This window comes from Streptomyces sp. NRRL B-24484 (assembly GCF_000717715.1).
In the GTDB taxonomy this organism is placed as follows: domain Bacteria; phylum Actinomycetota; class Actinomycetes; order Streptomycetales; family Streptomycetaceae; genus Kitasatospora.
In genome coordinates this window covers 149,026-170,625 of sequence record NZ_JOAI01000008.1, presented here as the reverse complement: position 1 = coordinate 170,625, position 21,600 = coordinate 149,026, and the positions used below count along the sequence as shown (strand labels likewise).

At 74.8% G+C, this 21,600-nt stretch carries 16 protein-coding genes; 7 read left to right on the top strand and 9 right to left on the bottom strand.

The window, feature by feature from the left end:
- Positions 1-319 precede the first annotated feature (319 nt).
- On the bottom strand, positions 320-1,624 hold the full coding sequence (locus IE98_RS0110215; RefSeq protein ID WP_030267635.1) for a C2 family cysteine protease: 1,305 nt from the start codon (positions 1,622-1,624) through the stop codon (positions 320-322).
- Between the two features lie 185 nt (positions 1,625-1,809).
- Here IE98_RS0110215 and IE98_RS0110210 point away from each other — a divergent pair, with 185 nt between their 5' ends.
- Complete coding sequence (locus IE98_RS0110210; protein WP_030267634.1) at positions 1,810-2,499, top strand: MOSC domain-containing protein; 690 nt, start codon at positions 1,810-1,812, stop codon at positions 2,497-2,499.
- Between the two features lie 78 nt (positions 2,500-2,577).
- On the opposite strand, the gene IE98_RS0110205 is transcribed toward IE98_RS0110210, so the two are convergent.
- Entirely contained in the window at positions 2,578-3,297 is a 720-nt protein-coding gene (locus IE98_RS0110205; RefSeq protein ID WP_030267632.1) for a GNAT family N-acetyltransferase, read from the bottom strand.
- A gap of 697 nt (positions 3,298-3,994) precedes the next feature.
- Between IE98_RS0110205 and IE98_RS0110200 the strand changes: the two genes are divergently transcribed.
- Together IE98_RS0110200 and IE98_RS0110195 are read left to right on the top strand one after the other, a co-directional pair.
- Positions 3,995-4,939: a PAC2 family protein gene (locus tag IE98_RS0110200; RefSeq protein ID WP_030267630.1), complete on the top strand. Its 945-nt coding sequence runs from the start codon at positions 3,995-3,997 to the stop codon at positions 4,937-4,939.
- A 152-nt stretch (positions 4,940-5,091) separates the two neighbouring features.
- Positions 5,092-6,099 (top strand): SGNH/GDSL hydrolase family protein, encoded by a 1,008-nt coding sequence (locus IE98_RS0110195; RefSeq protein WP_052390358.1) that lies wholly within the window; start codon positions 5,092-5,094, stop codon positions 6,097-6,099.
- Between the two features lie 190 nt (positions 6,100-6,289).
- Here the strand turns inward: IE98_RS0110195 and nirD are convergent, their stop codons facing one another.
- The 5 genes from nirD to IE98_RS0110170 all read right to left on the bottom strand — a co-directional run bounded on the left by nirD (position 6,290) and on the right by IE98_RS0110170 (position 14,604).
- Positions 6,290-6,643, bottom strand: a complete 354-nt coding sequence (gene nirD / locus IE98_RS0110190) for a nitrite reductase small subunit NirD (RefSeq protein ID WP_030267627.1) — start codon at positions 6,641-6,643, stop codon at positions 6,290-6,292.
- The gene (gene nirB / locus IE98_RS0110185; RefSeq protein WP_043173820.1) at positions 6,640-9,261 is read right to left on the bottom strand and encodes a nitrite reductase large subunit NirB; all 2,622 of its coding nucleotides are present in this window, start codon (positions 9,259-9,261) and stop codon (positions 6,640-6,642) included. The genes nirD and nirB overlap by 4 nt, the downstream gene beginning before the upstream one ends.
- On the bottom strand, positions 9,258-10,547 hold the full coding sequence (locus IE98_RS0110180) for an NAD(P)/FAD-dependent oxidoreductase (protein ID WP_199922891.1): 1,290 nt from the start codon (positions 10,545-10,547) through the stop codon (positions 9,258-9,260). The genes nirB and IE98_RS0110180 overlap by 4 nt, the downstream gene beginning before the upstream one ends.
- A 102-nt stretch (positions 10,548-10,649) precedes the next feature.
- Positions 10,650-12,416 (bottom strand): ABC transporter ATP-binding protein, encoded by a 1,767-nt coding sequence (locus IE98_RS0110175; protein WP_030267622.1) that lies wholly within the window; start codon positions 12,414-12,416, stop codon positions 10,650-10,652.
- Between the two features lie 106 nt (positions 12,417-12,522).
- On the bottom strand, positions 12,523-14,604 hold the full coding sequence (locus IE98_RS0110170; RefSeq protein WP_030267620.1) for a molybdopterin oxidoreductase family protein: 2,082 nt from the start codon (positions 14,602-14,604) through the stop codon (positions 12,523-12,525).
- 159 nt (positions 14,605-14,763) lie between these two features.
- On the opposite strand from IE98_RS0110170, the gene IE98_RS0110165 reads away from it, so the two are divergent.
- The gene (locus IE98_RS0110165; protein WP_078660902.1) at positions 14,764-15,582 is read left to right on the top strand and encodes a sirohydrochlorin chelatase; all 819 of its coding nucleotides are present in this window, start codon (positions 14,764-14,766) and stop codon (positions 15,580-15,582) included.
- Positions 15,583-15,716: 134 nt separating this feature from the next.
- On the opposite strand, the gene IE98_RS0110160 is transcribed toward IE98_RS0110165, so the two are convergent.
- On the bottom strand, positions 15,717-17,012 hold the full coding sequence (locus tag IE98_RS0110160) for an MFS transporter (RefSeq protein WP_052390357.1): 1,296 nt from the start codon (positions 17,010-17,012) through the stop codon (positions 15,717-15,719).
- A complete protein-coding gene (locus tag IE98_RS0110155) occupies positions 17,009-17,590 on the bottom strand; it encodes an ArsR/SmtB family transcription factor (RefSeq protein ID WP_030267612.1) in 582 nt (193 codons plus the stop codon). Before IE98_RS0110155 ends, IE98_RS0110160 begins: the two co-directional genes overlap by 4 nt.
- A 94-nt stretch (positions 17,591-17,684) precedes the next feature.
- Between IE98_RS0110155 and IE98_RS0110150 the strand changes: the two genes are divergently transcribed.
- Genes IE98_RS0110150 through dnaG form a run of 3 tightly spaced genes read left to right on the top strand, consistent with a single transcriptional unit; the run spans position 17,685 to position 21,419 of the window.
- Complete coding sequence (locus IE98_RS0110150) at positions 17,685-18,143, top strand: hypothetical protein (RefSeq protein WP_324605757.1); 459 nt, start codon at positions 17,685-17,687, stop codon at positions 18,141-18,143.
- Between the two features lie 48 nt (positions 18,144-18,191).
- Positions 18,192-19,472 (top strand): deoxyguanosinetriphosphate triphosphohydrolase, encoded by a 1,281-nt coding sequence (locus tag IE98_RS0110145; protein ID WP_030267608.1) that lies wholly within the window; start codon positions 18,192-18,194, stop codon positions 19,470-19,472.
- Between the two features lie 36 nt (positions 19,473-19,508).
- A complete protein-coding gene (gene dnaG / locus IE98_RS0110140; protein WP_030267607.1) occupies positions 19,509-21,419 on the top strand; it encodes a DNA primase in 1,911 nt (636 codons plus the stop codon).
- The last annotated feature ends 181 nt before the right edge of the window (positions 21,420-21,600 follow it).

The window sequence follows — 21,600 nt, the reverse complement described above, 5'->3', positions numbered from 1 at the left end:
CGCTGCGCTGGACGGACCAGGACTGGCAGCGCATCAGGACCTCCCGCCGCGACCGGACGGGAGCGCTGCTGATGCACACCGCCGAGGGCGTGCTCCACCTGAGGGACGGCCGCTCCGGCCACGGGGTGCTCGACGTCCGGGTGGGGGCCCTGCCGCGGACGGGCTGGCGACCGGTCTCGGCACGGGTCGAGGCCCACCCGGGCCGTTCACCGCACGCCCCGGACGACCTGCTGGCAGCCCTCGCGCTCCTCTGACCGAGGACCCGCCCGGGACGGGCCCGCCCCGTGCGGTGAAGCCCGGACCGAACCGCCGAGGCCTGCTACCAGGTGTCGACGGCGTTCATCCGCCGCAGGCAGGAGGGGATCTCCTGGAGCGTCAGCCAGCACTCCCACATCCTGCGGTCGGCGCCGTCCCCCCAGGGGTTGCCGAGGCAGATCCGGCCGCCGGCCACGTCCACGTCCTTGATGAAGTAGGCGTGGCTCGCGGCGAGCCGCCCGCCGTGCAGCCGCTCGCGGTCGTCCCCGCGGCCGTGGGTGCTGGCGGTGAGGGCCTGGCCGCGGGACCGCCGGTCGGCGAGTTCGTGGCAGAGCCAGGGGTTGGCGAGGTCGATCGCGCCCTCCTGCGAGGGGCGGCCGGTCAGCAGGCTCAGGGCGTCGGCGGGGTGTCCGCCGTCGGCGACGGCCGGGTAGCCGCCGTAGAAGCGGGCGGCGGCCTTCTCGTAGTACCCGGGCCAGGTCTCGGCGTACCGGGAGTCGTCGCTGTGGCCCTTGGCGCCCCACAGCACGCCGTGCCCGTACGGCAGGTCGGGCACCACGGTGATGTCGATCGGCCGGCCCTGGTCGTAGAGGGTGCAGGTGACGGTGCCGTTGGCCTCCTGGCGCAGGTGGCGCGGGGCGTGGTGCGGGTTGGCCTGGATCACCGCCTGCACGCTGGTCAGCAGCCAGCAGGTGCCGAACCTGCCCTGGTCCATGTCCTGCCAGCTCATCGCCTCGGTCGAGCCGGAGACCCGCTGCCAGCGCTCGGTGTAGTAGGCGCCGTCCACCTGCGCGAACGGGCCCTGCGGCAGCACCCAGCCGTGGTCCCCGCAGTCGCAGCCGGGCTCGTACTCGGGCTGGCTGCACGGCATCGCGGTGCCGATCAGCATGGCGCCGTACGGGCTGACCGAGCGCAGCAGCCAGCCGAACAGCTCCTGCTGGCGGCGCCAGTCGTACGCGGACCGGCCGTCGGCGTCCTTGACGTGGGTGAGTGCGTCCCAGCGGTCCAGGCCCTGCTGGCCGAAGCGGCGCACGACCAGGTCGAGTTCGGCGGGCGGCAGCGGCATCAGCAGGTTGCCGACGTGGTCGAGCAGGGCGCGGGCGCCGTAGTGCTGCTCGCCGGTGAAGAGCAGGTCCCAGGCCTGTCGGCCGACGGCGTCGGCGCGGTGCGGGTCCGGCGGCGGGCCTGGCGGCTGCCAGGGCAGCTCCACCAGCGGGTGACCACCGCGCACATACGGGATGGTGCGCCGGTCGGCCTTGTCGATCAGCCGGTTGGCGGCGTCGACCGTGCCCAGGATCGCCCGGCCGCCCGGGACGAAGGGCGCGGCGGCCCCCGCCACCTGGCGCCAGTTGTTGCGGTGGTAGCCCATCCGGTCCCCCTCGTCCGTTCCACCCGACCCACGAGGGTAAGCCGTCCGGCCGGGGGACTTCCGCACCGGGCCCGGTCCGACGGTCCGTGAGGACCGCACGGGAGAAGGGCTGATGGCGCTGCGTCAGCCGGCGCGGGGGCGATATTCGGCTGCGGCGCCGGGCCGCCGCGCCTACGCTGCGCGGCATGCCGACACTGCTCTCCGTCAATCTGGCCCGTCCGCGTCCCAACCCGGCGAAGCCGGGGACCGGGGGCACCGGGATCGACAAGCGCCCGGTCGACCACCCGGTGGAGGTGCGCGCGCCGGGCCCCAAGCACACCGGGCTGCACAGCGGCCTGGTCGGCGACCGGATCTTCGACACCCGCAACCACGGCGGCGACGACCAGGCGGTCTACGCCTACGCCCGGGAGACCCTCGACCGGTGGGCCGCCGAGCTCGGCCGGGAACTGCCGAACGGCAGCTTCGGCGAGAACCTCACCACCGCCGGGCTCGACGTCGACGGCGCGCTGATCGGCGAACGTTGGCGGGTCGGTCGCGAGGTGCTGCTGGAGGTCGCCGTGCCGCGGATCCCCTGTTCGACCTTCGCGTACTGGCTGGACGAACGCCGGTGGCTGCGCCGGTTCACCGAGGCGGCGCAGCCCGGCGCCTACCTGCGGGTGGTCGAACCGGGCCCGATCGGCGCGGGCGACCCGGTGACCGTGGAGCACCGGCCCGGGCACGGCGTCACGATCGCGGGCTGCTTCCGTGCGCTCACCGGGGACGCCTCGCTGCTGCCGCTGCTGCTGGACGTCGGCGAGCTGCCGGAGGACGTCCGCGAGCTCGCCCGCCGCCGCACCGACCGCCCGCCGTACGCCCCCGGACCGGACGCCCCGTAGCCGGATCAGCCGCGAACAGCCGACCGGGCCCGGGCGCACACGGCGCCCGGGCCCGGTCCGCGGTGGCGGCTGCGGCCGTCAGGCCGGGATCAGCGGACCGCCGTGTCTAAGGCACTCCTGGTTGATGGCCGGGTCCGGGGCGCTCGGCGAGGTGGCGGCGGCGATCCGCAGCTCGACGATGTCGCGGACGGCCGGCCACTCCTCGTCCAGGATCGAGTAGAAGGCGGTCGAGCGGACCACCCCGTCCAGGCCGCGCGAGTGGGCCCGCCGGACCCCTTCGCAGGTGGCGCCGAGCCGCTCGATGGCGGCGCGGGAGCGCAGGTTGCGGGCGTCGGCGCGGAGCGAGATCCGCTGCACCCGCCACACCTCGAAGGCGTGGCGCAGCATCAGCAGCTTCGCCTCGGTGTTGATGCCGGTGCCCTGGGCCCACGGGGCCAGCCAGGTGTTGCCGATCTCGGCGGCGTCCGGCACCGCCTCGCGCGGATCGCCGAACGGCACGCCCGGCACCGGGGGCCACACCAGCGGGCCCTGCCAGTAGTCGAGCTCCAGGAACCGGGTGGAGCCGACCACCCGGTTGTCGGCGCTGCTCACGGTCGCGAACGGCAGCGACCGGCCCGCGGCCTGGTCGGCGAGGGCACGCCCGATGTACTCCCTGGCCGCTTCGAGGCCGTGCGGGACGGGGGTGAAGGCGTAGGTCGTACGGTCCGCTGCACCTGCCTCGGCCAGTGCCTCCGCGTGGTGCTCTGCGAGAGGCTCCAGCCGCACGGTGCGGCCGATGAGGGTGACGGGAACGGGCACGGAATCCTTCGGTCCTTCGGCGGTCGGAGGGTCCCTCGGTCCGGGGTCACGGCGTCGAGGGTCTGGTCTTCGCCCCGCTCCGGGGCCTCCGCCGCACCGTCGGCGCACGCCGGAAGGACCGGTCGGGCGGCGGGGAGCGACGGCCCGGGAACGGGCAGCGCGGTGCCGGAACGGGAACGGATCGACGACCCGGACCGGCGGGATGGGCGAGGGGACAGTGTGCGTCCGCGAGATGGCCGAGAGAGAGACGAGAGCACGAAGGGAAGCAGGCGGCCAAGTGAAGGCAAGGTGCGCAGAAGGTGGCTGGCAACACACCTGTTCGGGGCGTGGCCGACGACGTCACGGACGGCGCGGCGACGACGCGACGGTGCGAGGCAGCGAGAGGACGATACCCGCAAGAAGGCGGTGCGTCACTTCGCGGCGCGAGATCGGGGGCGTGCGCGTGTCGGAGGTACGCCGTGACGGGCGTCCGACGGCCCCGGAACAGCCGTCCGGACGCCTTCCACCAGCCGTTTCGGCCCGAAGTGAGAATATTCTGCAAGCGGGGTGGAGACACGCGGCGGCAGCGGGAATTCCCGCGGCCCCGGGCACGCTGGAGTGATCGACGGGCGTCCGTGCGACGCCTGCCGGGGCGGTGCCGACGAACGGGCGGCCCCGAACGAACGACGTGACGAGACGGAACGGGGTTGGGTGCGCCGTGCGTGATCCCAAGGAGCTGTACGCGCTGGAGCCTGCAGGTGTCGAGGCGGTCGCCGCGGCGCAGGAGGCCGCGGCCGAGGCCGGCGGCGGGCTGGTGCTGCTGTACCACTTCGAGGGGTTCATGGACGCCGGTGAGGCCGGTAGCCAGGTCGTCTCGCACCTGCTGGAGCACGGTGCGCCGCAGACCGTCGCCCGGTTCGACCACGACCGCCTGGTGGACTACCGCGCCCGGCGTCCCGCGATGGTCTTCGACCGCGAGTGCTGGACGGACTACGACCCGCCGGAGATCCTCCTCCAGCTGGTGCACGACTCGGTCGGCGCGCCCTTCCTGGTGCTCTCCGGCCCCGAGCCGGACACCGAGTGGGAGCTGTTCGCCGTCGCGGTGCGCGGCCTGATCGAGCAGTTCGACGTCCGCCTCGCGGTGGACTTCCACGGCATCCCGATGGGCGTCCCGCACACCCGTCCGGTCGGTCTGACGCCGCACGGCACCCGGATGGACCTGGCGCCCGGCTACCCCCGCTGGTTCGACCAGGCGCAGGTGCCGGGCAGCGCCCAGGCCCTGCTGGAGTTCCGGCTCGCCGAGGCCGGGCACGACGTGCTCGGGTTCGCCGTCCACGTCCCGCACTACATCGCCCGTTCGGCCTACCCGGCCGCCGCGGTGCAGATCCTCGAAGCGGTGCAGTCCGCGACCGGCCTGGTGCTGCCCGGCACCGAGCTGCGGCTGCGGGTGGACGAGGTGTACGCCGAGATCGAGGAGCAGCTGGAGCAGGGCGACGGCGAGCTCCGCTCCGCCATCCAGGGCATGGAGGGCCAGTACGACGCCGTGGCGGGTGCGGACGGCCGGGAGAGCCTGCTCGCCCAGGCCACCGACCTGCCCTCCGCGGACGAGCTGGGCCGGCGCTTCGAGGAGTTCCTCGCGGAGCACGAGCGCGACACCGAGTGACGCACCGGCGGACCGTACCGTCCCCCTAACCCCTAACCCCTGACCCCTGACCCCGGCGCCCGGGGCCGGGCGACACGGCCGTCCCGCGGTCCGGGAGCTTCCCCGCACGTCCCGTACGTTGGGACGACCAGGAACGAAACCCGGGGGGACTCATGGCACGACGGCGTGACGGCGGCGGAACCGCCCTGGCGGCGGCCCTGCTGCCGGTGCTGCTGGCCGCGGTCGGCTGCGGCGCGGACGGGGGCGCGCGGGCCGCACCGCCCGCCGGTCCCTCGGGCCAGGCGCTCCGGCCGTCCCCGGGGCAGTCGGCCCCGCAGGGCTCCCCTTCGCCGGCCGGACCGTACGTCGCCCTCGGCGACTCCTACACCTCGGGCCCGAAGGTGCCGCCGCAGAGCGGCACCCCGGCGGGGTGCGCCCGTTCCGGGGTGAACTACCCGGCGCTGGTCGCCGCCGGGCTCGGCCTGACGGGGGACGGCTTCCGGGACGTCAGCTGCAGCGGCGCCCGCACCGGCGACCTGACCGCCCCGCAGCGCACCGCGGACGGCACCAACCCGCCCCAGCTGGACGCCCTCGCCGGCACCACCCGGCTGGTGACTGTCGGGATCGGCGGCAACGACGCCGGCTTCATGGACGTCGTCACCCGCTGCGCGCGGGAGAGCCTGCGCTCCACCCTGGCCGCGGGCGGCGCCACCGGCGGCGCGGCCTCGGCCTGCCGGGCCGTCTACGCCGCGGCCGGCGGCGGTCCGGACGAGGTGCAGCAGCAGGTCGCCGCGGCGGGCCGGAAGGTCGGCACCGCCCTGGCGGAGGTCCACCGCCGGGCGCCCTCGGCACGGGTGTACGTGGTGGGCTACCCGGCGCTGCTCCCGGCCGACCCGGCGGCCTGCCGGGAGACCCTCGGGGACGGCTTCGCCGCCGCCGACCTGACCTTCCTCACCGAGAAGCAGCAGCAGCTGAACGGGATGCTGCGGGAGCGGGCCGCCGCGGCCGGGGCGGTGTTCGTGGACACCGCGGCCGCCTCGGCGGGCCACGACATGTGCGCGGGGGAGGCCGAGCGCTGGATCGAGCCCGCGCTGCCGGCCGGGGGCGCCGCACCGCTGCACCCCAACGCCCGGGGCGAGCAGGGGATGGCCCGGGCCGTCCTGGCGGCCGTCCGCGGCTGAGCCGGCCGCCCCACCCTCCGCTGCGGAACGGCCCGGAACGGCGGAACGCCCGGAAGGGCCTGGAACGGCCCCGAACAGCGGGGTGCCCCCGAAGGAGCACCGGCCGTCCGCGGGTCAGGGCAGGGACTGCGGACGGCCGGGCCGATCAGGGGCGGTGGCGGGCGGGAGGGCCGGCGGGGCCGGCCGGGGTTCAGACCTCGCCGAGCCGGGCGGTGTGCACCGGGATGCGGACCGTCTCGTCGTCCAGGCACTCGCCGGTCGCCAGGTCGAAGCGCTGCTTGAGGAGCGGCGAGGCGACGTACACCCGGCCGTCGGCGGTGGAGCCGACCAGGCCGCGGGAGAGTACGTACGCCCCGGTGAACGGGTCGCGGTTGGCGACCGCGTAGAGGCGGTCGGCGCGGTCGCGGAAGACGGCGGCCTGGGTGCCGTCCGGCAGCAGGACGGCGACGCCGCGGCCGGGGACGAGCCGCTCCCAGTCGCAGACGGTCGTCCAGGACCGGTCGGTCAGCAGCTCGACGCGGGTGGTGGTGGCGACGGTGGTCATCGGGTCTCCAGGAGCGCGTTGTCGGGGTCGAGGGCGGCGAGCAGTTCCTCCTCGGTGGCGAGGAGCACCAGGTCGGGCTTGATCTGGTCGCGCTCGGGGGTGAATTGGATGCTCGGGTCCGGCACGCCCGGGGCGTTGACGAAGGAGACGAAGCGGCGCATCCGGTCCGGGTCGGCCAGGGTGGCGGCCCACTCGTCCTGGTAGTCGGCGACGTGGTTGGCCATCAGGGCCTCCAGGTCGGCGCAGATGCCGAGCGAGTCGTCCACCACCACGTCGCGGACGTGGTCGAGACCGCCCTCGATGCGCTCCAGCCAGGTGGAGGTGCGCTCCAGCCGGTCGGCGGTGCGGATGTAGAACATCAGGAACCGGTCGATCAGCCGGATCAGCTGCTCGTCGTCGAGGTCCTGGGCGAGCAGGTCCGCGTGGCGGGGGGTCGCGCCGCCGTTGCCGCCGACGTACAGGTTCCAGCCGTTGGAGGTGGCGATGATGCCGAAGTCCTTGCCGCGGGCCTCGGCGCACTCGCGGGCGCAGCCGGAGACGGCCGACTTGAGCTTGTGCGGGCTGCGCAGGCCGCGGTAGCGCAGCTCCAGCTGGATCGCCATGGCGACGGAGTCCTGGACGCCGTAGCGGCACCAGGTCGAGCCGACGCAGGACTTCACGGTGCGCAGCGACTTGCCGTAGGCGTGGCCGGACTCGAAGCCGGCCGCGACCAGGCGGGACCAGATCTGCGGGAGCTGGTCGACGCTGGCGCCGAACAGGTCTATCCGCTGACCGCCGGTGATCTTGGTGTAGAGGCCGAAGTCGCGGGCGACCTCGCCGATCACGATGAGCTTGTCCGGGGTGATCTCGCCGCCGGGGATCCGCGGCACGACCGAGTAGGAGCCGTTCTTCTGCAGGTTGGCCAGGAAGTGGTCGTTGGTGTCCTGCAGGGCGGCCTGCTCGCCGTCCAGGATGTGCCCGGAGGCCTCCAGCTCGGGGGCGAGCGAGGCGATGATCGAGCCGACGGTCGGCTTGCAGACCTCGCAGCCCTCGGCGCCCTCGGGGGCGCGGCCGTGCTCGGCGAGCAGCTGCCGGTGGGTGGCGATCCGCTTGACCCGGACGATCTCGTACAGCTCGGCGCGGGTGTGGGCGAAGCAGGGGCACAGGCCCCTGTCGACCTCGACGCCGGAGGCCTCCAGCTCGTCGGTGACGATGGTGGAGAGCAGCTTGATGCAGGAGCCGCAGCCGGTGCCGGCCTTGGTGCACTTCTTGACCTCGGGCACGGTGGTGCAGGAGTGCTCGGTGACGGCCGAACGGACCTGGCCCTTGGTGACGTTGTGGCAGTTGCAGACCACCGCGTCGTCCGGCAGCGCGGAGCTGCCGAGCGAGACGGGGGCGCCTGAGCCGGCCGGGAGGACGAGGGACTCGGCGGGCACGGGCAGCGGGTTGCCCGTCCCGGCCAGCGGTCGCAGGGAGGAGTACGCCTCGGCGTCGCCGACCAGGATGCCGCCGAGCAGCGCGCCGTCGGCGGTGACGACGAGCTTCTTGTAGATGCCGGAGCGGGAGTCGGAGTAGACGACGTCCAGCGAGCCCTCGGTGGTGCCGAAGGCGTCGCCGAAGCTGGCGACGTCGACACCGAGGAGCTTGAGCTTGGTGGAGAGGTCGGCGCCGGTGAACGGCTTGCACGTCTCGTCGGCGAGCTGCTGGGCGACGGCCTGGGCCATCTCGTAGCCGGGGGCGACCAGGCCGTAGACCCGGCCGTCGACGGCGAGCGCGCACTCGCCGATGGCGAAGACGTGCTCGTCGGAGGTCCGGCAGTACGCGTCGACGGCGATGCCGCCGCGCTCGCCGACGTCCAGGCCGCAGTCGCGGGCCAGCTGGTCGCGGGGGCGGACGCCGGCCGAGAAGATCACCAGGTCGGTCTCCAGGTCGGAGCCGTCGGTGAAGGTCATGCCGCGGGCCCTGCCGTCCTCGACCACCACGGTCTTGGTGCCGACCCCGGTGTGCACGACGACGCCCATCTCCTCGATGGTGCGGCGCAGCGCCTCGCCGCCGCCCTCGTCCACCTGGACGGGCATCAGCCGCGGCGCGAACTCGACCACGTGGGTCTCCAGGCCGAGGCCCCTGAGCGCGCCGGCCGCCTCCAGGCCGAGCAGGCCGCCGCCGACCACCGCGCCGACGTTGGCGGTCGCCGCGTACGCCTCGATGGCCTCCAGGTCCTCGATGGTCCGGTAGACGAAGCAGCCCTCGGCGTCCTTGCCGTCGACCGGCGGGACGAACGGGTAGGAGCCGGTGGCCAGCACCAGGGTGTCGTAGCCGATCGTGTTCCCGGCCGCGGTGGTGACGGTCTTCGCCGTCCGGTCGATCGAGGCGACGGGGGAGGAGAGGTGCACCTCGAAGCCGTGCTTGTCGGCGAAGCCCTCCTCGGCGAGCAGCAGGTCGTCGGCGGACTTGCCGGAGAAGTACGAGGTGAGGGCGACGCGGTCGTAGGCGTGCCGGGGCTCCTCGGCGAGGACGACGACCCGGTAGCGGTCGGCGGCACCGGTGTCGGCGAGGGCTTCCAGGAAGCGGTGGCCGACCATGCCGTACCCGACCAGGACGACGGTCGGCTTGCTGGTGGTCATCGGGCTGGTGGTCATCGGGAGGGCCCTCCGGGGGTCGTGCTCTGGGTGGTGAGCAGGTGCAGCGGGTGTGCGGACAGGGCTTCGTCGCCCTCCCAGGTGCCGGCGAGGTCGCCGACGGTGCCGAGGTCGCCGAGCAGGACGCCGCCGACCAGGCGGTCGCCGCCCAGGTCGTCGCGGCGGACGATGACCTTGCGGTAGGTGCCTCGGCTGGCGTCGGCGAGCCGGACGACCCGGTCGCCGGGGCCGGACGGCGAGGTCTCGCCGAAGGCGGCGAGGTCCAGCGGCGCCGAGTCCGGGCCGGCCAGGGTGAGCCGGGTGAGCAGCCGGCTGCCCCGGTACGGGGCGTCCTGGCCGCACAGCAGCCGGGCCAGGTGGTCGGCCTGCGCGAGGGCGGGGCCGGCCAGGCCGTAGACGGTGCCGCGGTGCTCGGCGCAGTCGCCGACGGCGTGCACCGCCGGGTCGGAGGTGCGCAGCCGGTCGTCGACGACGATGCCGCGGCGCACCTCCAGCCCGGCCGCGGCGGCGAGGCCGGTGCGCGGCCGCACCCCGGTGGCGATGACGAGGAGTTCGGCGTCCAGCCGGAAGCCGTCGGCGAGTTCGACGCCGGTGATCCGGCGGTCCTCGGTGAGCGCGGAGCGCACCCGGCACTCGGTGTGCACCTCGACGCCGAGTTCGGCGAGGTGGGCTCGGAGCAGGCCGGCGGACTCCTCGTCGAGGTGGCGCTCCATCAGGTGTTCGCCCTGGTGGGCCAGCACCACCTGGACGCCGCGGGCGGCGAGCGCCCGGGCGGCGCTCACCCCGAGGAGTCCGCCGCCGACGACCACGGCCTGCCGGACACCCGGCAGGTGACGGTCGATCAGCTCGCAGTCGGCCATCGTCCGGAAGGCGAAGACGCCCGCCGGAAGCTCGTGCCGCTCACTGCCGGTCAGGGCGTCGTCGAACAGGCCGCGCAGCGGCGGCAGGACGGGGTTGGAGCCGGTGGCGAGGACCAGGTGGTCGTACCCGACGGCGGCGCCGTCGTCGCACTGCACCAGGCGGTGCTCGCGGTCGATCCGGACGGCCCGGGCCCGGTGGCACTCCACCTGCGGGGGGAGTGCCGCCAGGGCCGCGATGTCCGGGGCGTACCGGCCGGCCAGCACCTCGGCGAGCAGGACCCGGTTGTAGGGAGCCTGCTCCTCCTCGGCGAGCAGCGTCACCCGGCGTGCGCCATGGGCGGTGAGCTGCTGGGCGAGCCGGTGGCCGGCCATGCCGCCGCCGATCACCACGATCCGCGGCTCCGCTGTGCTGTCCGTCGCTGTCATGCCCTTGAGCATGGTCGCCGGAGGTTTCCCGGCCGGGGCCGCTCTGTTTCGCGAGCGGAAAGTCGACCTCAGCGGCGCGCGGAGCCCGCTGTGAGCCCCGGGTCAGGCGAGCTGGGCGGCCTGCAGTCCGGCGTACGCCCCACCGCTGCGCAGGAGTTCGGCGTGCGGGCCGACCTCGGCGATCCGGCCGCGGTCCATCACCACGATCCGGTCGGCGTTCCTGATCGTGGAGAGCCGGTGGGCGACCACGAACACCGTGCGGCCCTCGACCAGCCGGGCGAGCGCCTGCTGCACCAGCGCCTCGGAGCGGGAGTCCAGGGCGGAGGTCGCCTCGTCGAGGATCAGCACCCGCGGGTCGCGGATCAGCGCCCGGGCGATCGCCAGGCGCTGCTTCTGGCCGCCGGACAGCCGGGCGCCGCGCTCGCCGACGACGGTGTCCAGGCCCTGCGGCAGCCGGTCGATGAACTCCAGTGCGTTGGCGTCCCGCAGCGCGGCCCGCACGGTCTCCTCGGGCACGTCCTTCAGGCCGTAGGTGACGTTCTCCCGGATGCTGCCCTCGAACAGGATCGACTCCTGCGGCACCACCGACAGGAACTTGCGGTAGCTGCGCAGGTCCAGCTGCTCCATGTCGGTGCCGTCCAGCAGGATGCTGCCCCCGGTCGGCCGCAGGAAGCCGATCAGCAGGTTGAGCACCGTCGACTTGCCCGCGCCGGAGCCGCCGACCAGCGCGATCGTCTCGCCCGGCCGCACGGTCAGGTCGAAGCCGCTCACCGAGGGCTCCTCGCCGCCCGGGTAGGTGTGCCCGACGCCGCGGAACTCGATCCGGCCGGAGACCTGCGCGACCTCCGCCTTGCCGGAGTTCTCCTCCAGGTCGGGGGCCTGCAGCACCTCGCCGACCGAGCGGACGGACTCCAGCCCCTTGCCGAGCTGCGGGGTCAGCGTCAGCAGGGTGGTGACCGAGCCGGTCAGGCCGGAGAAGTACGCGCTGAGCATCACCACCGCGCCCGGGGTGACGTCCAGCCAGCCGTAGTAGGCGACCAGCGCGGAGCCGGCCAGGCAGCCCACCCCGATCGCGTTGAGCAGGATCCAGGCGAGCGAGCCGAAGCGGCCGTTGAGCAGGTCGAGGCGCAGGCCCGCGTCCAGCACCCGGCCGAGGGTGCGGTCCACCCGGCGCAGCGCGGTCCGCTCCAGGCCGTGCGCCCGGGTGATCGGGATCAGCGTGGTCATCTCGCCGACCCGCGAGGACAGCCGCTCGACCTCCAGCCGGAAGGACTCGTTCTGGCTGCGCAGCCGTTCCCGGAGCCGGACGACCAGTACCGCCGCGGCCGGCACGATCACCAGGAAGACCGGCAGGAAGGCCGGCGTCTGCAGGCCGATGACGACCAGGCCGCCGCTGAGGGTGGCGATCGCGGCGAGCCCGTTGTCGGCGGTCTGCTGGGAGGCGTTCTCGATGCCCTCGACGTCACGGATCACCTTGGCCTGCAGCACACCGGCGCTGACCCGCGAGTGGTAGCCGATGGACAGCTGCTGCATCCGGTGGCAGAGCGCCGAACGCAGCCGGGTGCCCATCCTGCGGATCGAACCGTGCATCCAGTGCACGTACAGCAGGTGCAGCGGCAGGTTGAGCAGCAGGATCACCAGCAGCACCGCCGAGTTCCACCACAGCACGGAGACCGGCCGGTGCCGGACGACCACGTCCACGATGTTCGCGGTGATCAGCGGCAGCAGCCAGACCGGCGCGTGCTTGCAGAAGAACACGGCGACGGCGAGGGCGACGCGCCCCCGGTCGGGCCGGAAGAGGTAGAGGAGGGTGCGGACGGGGTGCTCGCCCCGGTAACGGTGGCTGAGCGGACCCTGGGGCAGCGCCATGGACGGTTCCTGGGGGAGGAGTTCGGTGCGGGGGTGGCACCATCCTGGCAGCCCGGTGCCGCCCTGCGGCTGGCCGGAACCGGTCAGCCGCAGGGCGGCCCTCCGGTCAGCCGCCGCCCTCGCACCGCTCCAGCCGCACCGCGCAGGCCTTGAACTCCGGCATCCGGGACACCGGGTCGAGCGCCGGGTTGGTGTGCAGGTTGGCGTTGGCCGCGCCCGGCCAGTGGAACGGCATGAACACCGTGTCCGGCCGGATCGCCGTGGTGAGCCGCGCGGGGGTGACGGTCCGTCCGCGCCGGCTCACCACGGCCACCTGCTCGCCGTCGCGCACCCCGAGCCGCTCGGCGAGTCTCGGGTGCAGTTCGACGAACGCACCGGGCGCGGCCGCGTTCAGCTCGGCCACCCGGCGGGTCTGCGCACCGGACTGGTACTGCGCCAGCACCCGGCCGGTGGTCAGTCGCACCGGGTACTCCTCGTCCGGCTCCTCACCGGCCGGACGGTGGTGCACCGCGGTGAACCTGGCCCGCCCGTCCGGTGTCGCGAACCGGTCGAGGAACAGCCGCGGGGTGCCCGGGTGGTCCGCCGACGGGCACGGCCAGAACACCCCCTCCTCGGCCTCGATCCGCTCGTAGCTGATCCCCGCGTAGTCCGCGGCGCCGCCGGCCGACGCCCGGCGCAGCTCGTCGAAGGCCTTCTCCGGCTCGGTCGGGAAGCCCTCGCCGTGGCCGAGCCGCCCGGCCAGCCCGTGCAGCACCTCCAGGTCGCTGCGCACCCCCGCCGGGGCCTCGGCCGCCTTGCGGCGCAGGATCACCCGGCCCTCCAGGTTGGTCATGGTGCCGGTCTCCTCCGCCCACTGGGTGACCGGCAGGACCACGTCCGCCAGCGCCGCCGTCTCGGAGAGCACCACGTCGCTGACGGCCAGGAAGTCCAGCGACCGCAGCCGCTCCGTGACGTGCGCCGAACGCGGCGCCGACACCACCGGGTTGGAGCCCGCCAGCAGCAGCGTCCGCACGTCCGTGCCGAGCGAGTCCAGCAGCTCGTAGGCGCTGCGCCCGGGCTGCGGCAGCGAGTCCGGGTCGACGCCCCACACCGCGGCCACGTGGGCCCGCGCCGCCGGGTCGTCCAGCTTGCGGTAGCCGGGCAGCTGGTCGGCCTTCTGGCCGTGCTCGCGGCCGCCCTGGCCGTTGCCCTGCCCGGTGAGGCAGCCGTACCCGGCGTGGAGCCGGCCGGCGTTGCCGGTGGCCAGGCACAGGTTGATCCAGGCGCTCACCGTGTCGGTGCCCTTGGCCTGCTGCTCGGGGCCGCGGGCGGTCAGCACCATGCCCGTCCCCGCCTCGCAGAACAGCCGCACCGCCTCGCGCAGGTGCGGCAGCGGCACCCCCGTCACCGACTCGACGTGCTCCGGCCAGTGCGCCATGGCGGCCGCACGGGTCTCCGCCCAGCCGCTGGTCCGCCCCGCGATGAACTCCTCGTCGGTGCGGCCCTCGGCGACCACCAGGTGCAGCATGCCGAGCGCCAGCGCCAGGTCGGTGCCCGGCCGCGGCGCGAGGTGCAGGTCGGCGAGTTCGGCCGTCCGGGTGCGCCGCGGGTCGACGACGACCAGCGTGCCGCCGTTCTCCTGCAGCTCGCGCAGGTAGCGGACGAACGGCGGCATGGTCTCCGCCGGGTTGCCGCCGACCAGGATCACGCAGCCGGCCCGCGGGATGTCCTCGACCGGGAACGGCAGCCCGCGGTCCAGCCCGAACGCCCGGATGCCGCCGGCCGCCGCGGAGGACATGCAGAACCGGCCGTTGTAGTCGATCGCCGAGGTGCCGAGCACCACCCGCGCGAACTTGCCCAGCAGGTACGCCTTCTCGTTGGTCAGCCCGCCGCCGCCGAACACGCCGACGGCGTCCCGCCCGTGCGCGGCCGCGGTGGCCGTCACCGCGCCGGCGATCCGGTCCAGTGCCTCGTCCCAGGACGCGGGCCGCAGCTCCCCGCCGGTGCGCACCAGCGGGGTGGTCAGCCGGGCACCGGGGGCGAGCACCGCGGCGGCGTTCGTGCCCTTGCCGCAGAGCGCCCCCCGGTTCACCGGGAAGCCGGGCCGCTCCACCACGGCGACCGGGACGGGCCCGTCCGTGCGGCGCAGCCCCATCCCGCACTGCAGCGCGCAGTACGGGCAGTGGGTGTCGGTCGCGGCATCGTTCATGCCCCCACGGTGCTACGCCGCTGTTTCGCCGCCGCGGCCCGCAGGTTACGGCCCCCGCACACCGCCCTCACCAGGGCCTGCGGCGGCTGTGAGGCCAGGGAAACCACTCGTGACCACCGGGCAACGGCGGGGAAACAGCCGTGGGTGACGCTGGACGGCATGACGCCGATCCCCACGCTCGTCGCCGCCCCCACCATCCCTGCCACCGGTGCCGCCCCGGCTGCCACGACCGCCGTCCCGCCGCGGCCGGTGCGGGTCCTGCACGCCGCCCGCCGCCCGGCCCTCGTCCTGGTCGCGCACGGCTCCCGCGACCCGGCCGCCGGGGCGGAGATCGCCCGCCTGGTCGACCGGCTGCGCGCCGCCAGACCCGAACTCGACGTCCGGCTCGGCCACCTCGGCCTCAACGCACCGCTGCTCCCCGACGTCCTCGACGGCCTGAGCGGCCCGGCCGTGCTCGTCCCGCTGCTGCTCAGCCGCGGCTACCACGCCCGGGTCGACATCCCCGCCGCGCTCGCCGCCGCCCCGCAGGTCACCGGCGTGGTCGCCGCCCCGCTCGGCCCGCACCCGCTGCTCGCCGAGGCCCTCGCCGCCCGGCTCGCCGAGGCCGGCTGGCGCCGCGGCGCCGACGGGCGGGACGCCGTGGTGCTCGCCGCCTCCGGCTCCCGCGACCCGGCCGCCGCCCTCGACACCGCCGAGCAGGCCCGACTGCTCGCCCTGCGCCTCGGCGTCCCCGTCCACCCCGGCTTCGTCGCCGCGGGCGGGCCCAGCGTCGCCGAGACCGTGGCCCGGCTCACCGCCGAGGGCCGCCGCCCCGCCGTCGCGGGCTACTTCACCGCCCCCGGCGACTTCGCCCGCCTCGCCGCCGCGGCCGGCGCCCGCCTCGCCGCCGCCCCGCTGGGCGCCCACGACGCGGTCGTCCGCCTCGTCCTGGACCGCTACCGCGCCGGCGTCCCGACCCTGCTCCCCATCGCCGCCTGAACGGGCACCCGCCCGCAAGGGCCCGCCCACCGGCGGCGCGGGGACCTGCGCGACCGGCCCCCGCGAGACGCGCCGTCATCTCCGACCCCCACCACCCGCGACCATCCGGCCCGATGCTGCGGCCTCGTCCCGCGTCAGCGGGCCGCGCACCGCTCCTGCCCCGGGCTCCCCGCGACCACCGTGCCCCGTACCCGCGCCGGCAGGTCCCGGCAGCGCCGCACCGGCGACCACCAGAGGATCAGACCGGCCAGCGGCACTCCCGCCGTCATGATCCACATCGCCGGCCGCAGGCCGAGCTCGGTGCCGAGCAGTCCGGCGAGCACCGCACCGACCGGGATCGCGCCGTAGTTGAGCACCGCGCTGCTCGCACTGAGCCGCCCGAGCAGCTCCGGCGGACAGTACTGCTGCTGGAACGTCGACTTGACGACATTTCCGGCCACCACCCCGGCGGACACCGCGAACGCGCCGACCAGGTAGTACGCCAGCCCCGCGCCGGGCGTGGTGAGCGGCACCAGCAGGGTGAGCAGCGGCAGGCCGATCTCGAACACCAGCATGGCCCGGGCGGTGCCGATCGCGGCGGCCACCCGCCGGGCGACGGCCGCGCCGGCGATCCCGCCCACCGAACCGACCGCGACCAGGCTGCCGACCGCCCCGGACGGCAGGTGCACCTCGCGGACGAGGAAGACCACCAGGATCGACTGGAAGCCGGTGAGGGCGAGGTTGCCGGCGGCGCCCCACAGCGTCAGCGTCCGGAACCAGACGTCGCCGAAGACCAGGCCGAGTCCGTCCCGGACCTCGCGGCGCAGCGAGCGCTCGCGGGCCGGCGGCAGGACCTCCCGGTGCCGGATCCGGGCGGTGCACCACAGCGAGAACACGAAGGTGGCGGCGTTGGCGACCAGGCCGCCGACCGGTCCGGCGAGTTGGGAGATCAGGCCGCCGGAGCCGAGTCCGGCGATGCCGGCGGCGGAGGCGCTGCCGTGCAGTTTGGCGTTGCCCTCGGCCTGGTCCGCCGGGTCGAGCAGGCCGGGCAGGTAGGCGGTGTACGCGGTCTGGAAGAAGACCCCGGCGGTGCCGGTGCCGACCGCGACGGCGAGTAACTGGGCGAGCGTGAGCGCGCCGGCCGCGGCGGCCGCGGGCACGGTGAGCAGCAGGAGCAGCGAGACGGCGGAGGAGGCCAGCATCACGGGTCGCCGCCGCATCCGGTCCACCCAGACGCCGACCGGGAGTCCGAGGACCAGCCAGGGCAGCCAGCCGGCGGCGCCGAGCAGGGCGACCTGGAAGGTCGTGGCGTGCAGGGCGGTGACGGCGATCAGCGGCATCGCGAGGCCGGTGACGGCGGAGCCGAAGCGGTTGGCGGTCTCGCCGCCCCACAGCAGACGGAAGTCGCGGTGGCGGCGGAGCAGTCCGCCGCGGCGCTCGTCGGCGCTCATGCGGCACCGCCCTCGGCCCGCGGGACGGCCTGGATCTGCACGACGACGGGCCGCGCCGACGGATCGGGCTCGGCGTCGGGGTCGGGGGTGTGGCGGGCCACCACCTGCGACAACTCTTCGCTCAGGGCGCGCAGCTGGTCGGGGGTCAGAACGAGGTTGTTCCAGTCGCTGACGGAGCCGGAGTCGCGCCACTCGCCCGTCCACTCGGCGGCCAGCGAGTCGGCCACCCGCCGGAACTGCCCGCGCAGCATCTCCTGGAGGTAGACCGCGGCGGCGTCGCGGGACTCGGGGTCGTCGGCGAAGTCGGTGGTGCTGAGCACGTTCCTGCTGCGGACCCGGCGCCACCAGCGCTCCCGGCGGGTGCCGCGCCCGGTGTCCTCCTCGATGAAGCCGTGCTCGGCGAGCAGGCGCAGGTGCCAGCTGATGGTGCCGGTGCTCTCGCCGAGGCGCTCGGAGAGCCGGGCGGAGGTGGCGGGGCCCTCGGCGGCGAGGGCGTCGAGGATGCGGACCCTCAGCGGGTGGGCGAGGGCGCGCAGGCTCCGGGCGTCGATCCGGCGCTGGTTCTCGGGTGCGGTCATGGCTCCACCGTACAGTGCAGAGAACTCTCTGCAAATGGTTCTCTGCAACATTCCCCGGTGCGCGACTCCCCGCGGCCGTGCCAGAGTTGGCCGCATGGCCGACCCCAGGAGCGCCGCCCCCGACACCCCTGCCGACCCCGCCGGTCCCGGCACTCCCGCCGACCCCGGCACCCCTGGTACCCCCGGCACCCCCGGCACTCCCGCCGACCCCGTCCGGCTGCCCGACGCGCTGCGCTTCCTCACCGAGCTCGTCGCCTGGGTCGCCGCCCCCTGGGCCCTCGCCGGCGTCTCGCCCTGGCTCGCCGCCGCCGCGCTCCTGCTGCTGATCGGCCTGCCGACCGTCCTCGCCACCCCCGGCGACAAGAAGCAGGTGATCGTCCCCGTCCCCGGGTACGTCACCGTCGGCCTGGTGCTGCTCCAGCTCGTCGCCGCGGTCGCCGGAGCCTGGGCGGCCTGGCCCGTCCGGGCGGCCGTCCCGGTCACCCTGCTCGCCGTCGCCTGCCTGGTCACCGAGCAGCCGCGGTGGCGCCGCCTGCCGGCCGCCCGGCCGTAGCGCGGCGCCTCCCTGGATGTCGGTCAGCGGGCGTACCGTGGCGGGTATATGGACGACACCACGCCGTACGACCCGAACGCCGAGGCCCGCTGGGTGCCCGAGCCGGACAAGCGCCCCGGCCGCACCGCCTTCCAGCGCGACCGCGCCCGGGTGCTCCACTCCGCCGCGCTGCGCCGGCTCGCCGGCACCACCCAGGTGGTCGCCCCGCTGCAGAGCGACTTCCCGCGGACGAGACTGACCCACTCGCTGGAGTGCGCCCAGGTCGGCCGCGAGCTCGGCGCCGCCCTCGGCTGCGACCCGGACCTGGTGGAGACCGGCTGCCTCGCCCACGACATCGGCCACCCGCCGTTCGGCCACACCGGCGAGGAGGCCCTGGACCAGGCCGCCCGCGAGTGCGGCGGCTTCGAGGGCAACGCCCAGTCGCTGCGCATCCTCACCCGCCTCGAACCGAAGCGCTTCGCCCCGGCCGACGAGAGCCCGACCCGGCTCGCCCCCCGGCCCGGCCGCAGCGTCGGCCTCAACCTGACCCGCGCCGCCCTCGACGCCGCCACCAAGTACCCGTGGGCGCGCGGCCGGCATCCCACCGACCCGTCCTCCACCAAGTACGGCGTCTACGGCGACGACCTGCCGGTCTTCCGCTGGATGCGGGCCGGCGCGCCGGACGGCCGCAAGTGCTTCGAGGCCACCGTGATGGACTGGTCCGACGACGTCGCCTACTCCACCCACGACGTCGAGGACGGCCTGCAGGCCGGCCACATCGACCCGAACGCGCTGCGCTCGGCCGAGGAGCGCGCCGAACTCTTCAAGATCGCCGAACGGTACGCGCCCGACGCCGCCCCGGCCGAGCTCGCCGAGGCCCTCGACCGCCTCCAGGCGCAGGAGTGGTGGCCGCGCAGCTACGACGGCAGCGCCCGCGCCCGGGCCGGGCTGAAGGACCTCACCTCCCAGCTCATCGGCCGGTTCTGCCTGGCCGCCGAGCAGGCCACCCGGGCCCGCTACGGCCCCGGCCGGCTGACCCGGTACGGCGCCGAGCTGGTCGTGCCGCGCCCCGTCCGGCTGGAGTGCGCGGTGCTCAAGGCCGTCGCCGTCCGGTACGTGATGCAGCGCGACGAGCAGGCCCAGCTCCGCTCCCGGCAGCGGATCGTGATCGCCGAGCTCGCCGACGCCCTCACCCGCAGCGCCCCGCACGGCCTCGACCCGGTCTTCGCCGCCGTGCACGAGGATGCCGAGGACGACCGCGCCGCGCTCCGCGCCGTGATCGACCAGATCGCCACCCTCACCGACGCCTCCGCCCTCGCCCTGCACGCCAGGCTCGTCCAGCACCGCTGACCCCGCCGGTCGCGCCCGGTCGCCTACACTTCACGGGTGGCCGGGCGGATCAGGGACGAGGACGTGCAGGCGGTGCGCAGCGCACTGCCGATCGACGCCGTGGTCGGCGACTACGTGCAGCTCGTGAACGGTGGCGGTGCGCAGCTGAAGGGCGTCTGCCCCTTCCACGACGAGAAGTCCGCCTCCTTCTACGTCCACCCCGGCAAGGGCGTCTTCAACTGCTTCGGCTGCGGCGAGGCCGGCGACACCATCTCCTTCCTGATGAAGATCGAGCACTGCTCGTTCGCCGAGGCCGTCGAGCGGATGGCCGCCCAGGCCGGCATCACCCTGCGCTACGAGGAGGGCGGCTACTCGCCGCGCCACCAGCAGGGCGAGCGGACCCGCCTGGTCGAGGCCCACAAGGCGGCCGCCGCCTGGTACGAGGAGCAGCTCGCCTCCCCGGAGGCCGAGATCGGCCGCCGCTTCCTCGCCGAGCGCGGCTTCGACGAGACGGCCGCCAAGCGCTTCGGCGTCGGCTACGCCCCGGCCGGCTGGGAGCACCTCGTCCGGTACCTGCGGGGCAAGGGCTTCAGCGACAAGGAGATCCTGCTCGGCGGCCTGGCCTCCAAGGGCCAGCGCGGCGGCCTGATCGACCGCTTCCGCGGCCGGCTGGTCTGGCCGATCCGGGACACCGCCGGCGAGGTCATCGGCTTCGGCGCCCGCCGGCTGCGCGAGGACGACAACGGCCCCAAGTACCTCAACACCCCCGAGACACCGCTCTACAAGAAGTCCCAGGTGCTGTACGGCATCGACCTGTCCCGCAAGGAGATCGCCAAGTCCGGCCGGGCGGTGGTCGTCGAGGGCTACACCGATGTGATGGCATGTCACCTCGCTGGTGTGGAGACCGCGGTGGCCACCTGCGGCACCTCCTTCGGCGAGGAGCACATCAAGGTCATCCGCCGCTTCCTGATGGACACCTCGCAGTACCGGGGCGAGACGGTCTTCACCTTCGACGGCGACGCGGCCGGGCAGAAGGCCGCGCTGCGGGCCTTCGAGGACGACCAGAAGTTCGCCGCCCGCACCTCGATCGCCATCACCCCCGGCGGCATGGACCCGTGCGAACTGCGCCTCGCCAAGGGCGACGACGCCGTCCGCGAGCTGATCGAGAACCCCGTCCCGCTCTTCGAGTTCGCCCTCCGCCAGGCCGTCGCCCGGCACCGGGTGGACACCGCCGAGGGCCGCGCCGCCGCGCTGGAGGAGGCCTCCCGGATCATCGTCCGGATCAAGGACCGCTCCATCCAGCACGAGTACGCCGTCCAACTGGCCGGCATGCTCGGCATCCTGGACGAGCAGTTCGTCGTCCGCCGGATCGGCCAGCTCGCCCGCTGGCAGCGCGAGAACCAGCAGAACGACCGGACCCGCCCGGGCGCCCGCCGCGCCGAGGCCGCCCCGCAGCCCGTCCGCCCGGCCGCGCCCGCCTACCGGCTGAACCCGCGCGACCCGGCCCAGTTCGTCGAGCGCGAGCTCGTCAAACTCGCCCTCCAGCACCCCGAGTTGGTCAGCCCCGCGTTCGACCAGTACGGCGAGGACGAGTTCCCCACCCCGCCGTACCAGGCCGTCCGCCGGGCGATCGGCCAGGCCGGCGGCACGGCGTACGGCGCCTCGCTGCCCGACTTCACCGGCGCCGTCCGCGAGGCCTGCCCCGACGACGAGGTGCGCCGCCTCGTCCTGGAACTGACCGTCGAACCGATCCGCTCCCGCCGGAAGGCCGACGAGATCTACGCCGGCGAGTTCCTCGTCAAACTGCGCCTGCAGGCCGTCGACCGCCGCGTCACCGAGGCCCGCGGCCACCTCCAGCGGCTCGGCAGCCGCGCCTCCGCCGAGGAGGTCAACGCCGTGCAGAGCGAGCTGTACGCCCTCCAGCAGTACGGCCACCAACTCCGCTCCCGCGGCTCCGCAGCCCTCTAGGAACGCCCCTCGCGGGGGGCCCGGCGGCCCGGCTGTCCGTACATCTCCAGGAATGCCGCCGCCCCGCGTGTGGCGCGGCCCACACTCGTGGGTATCCCAGTCCCGTGTGGCGCGGCGTCCCCCAGCTGCCGCGCGCGGCCCGAAGGGATTCCCGTGGAGCTAGCAGCAGCCCGCCGGCCCC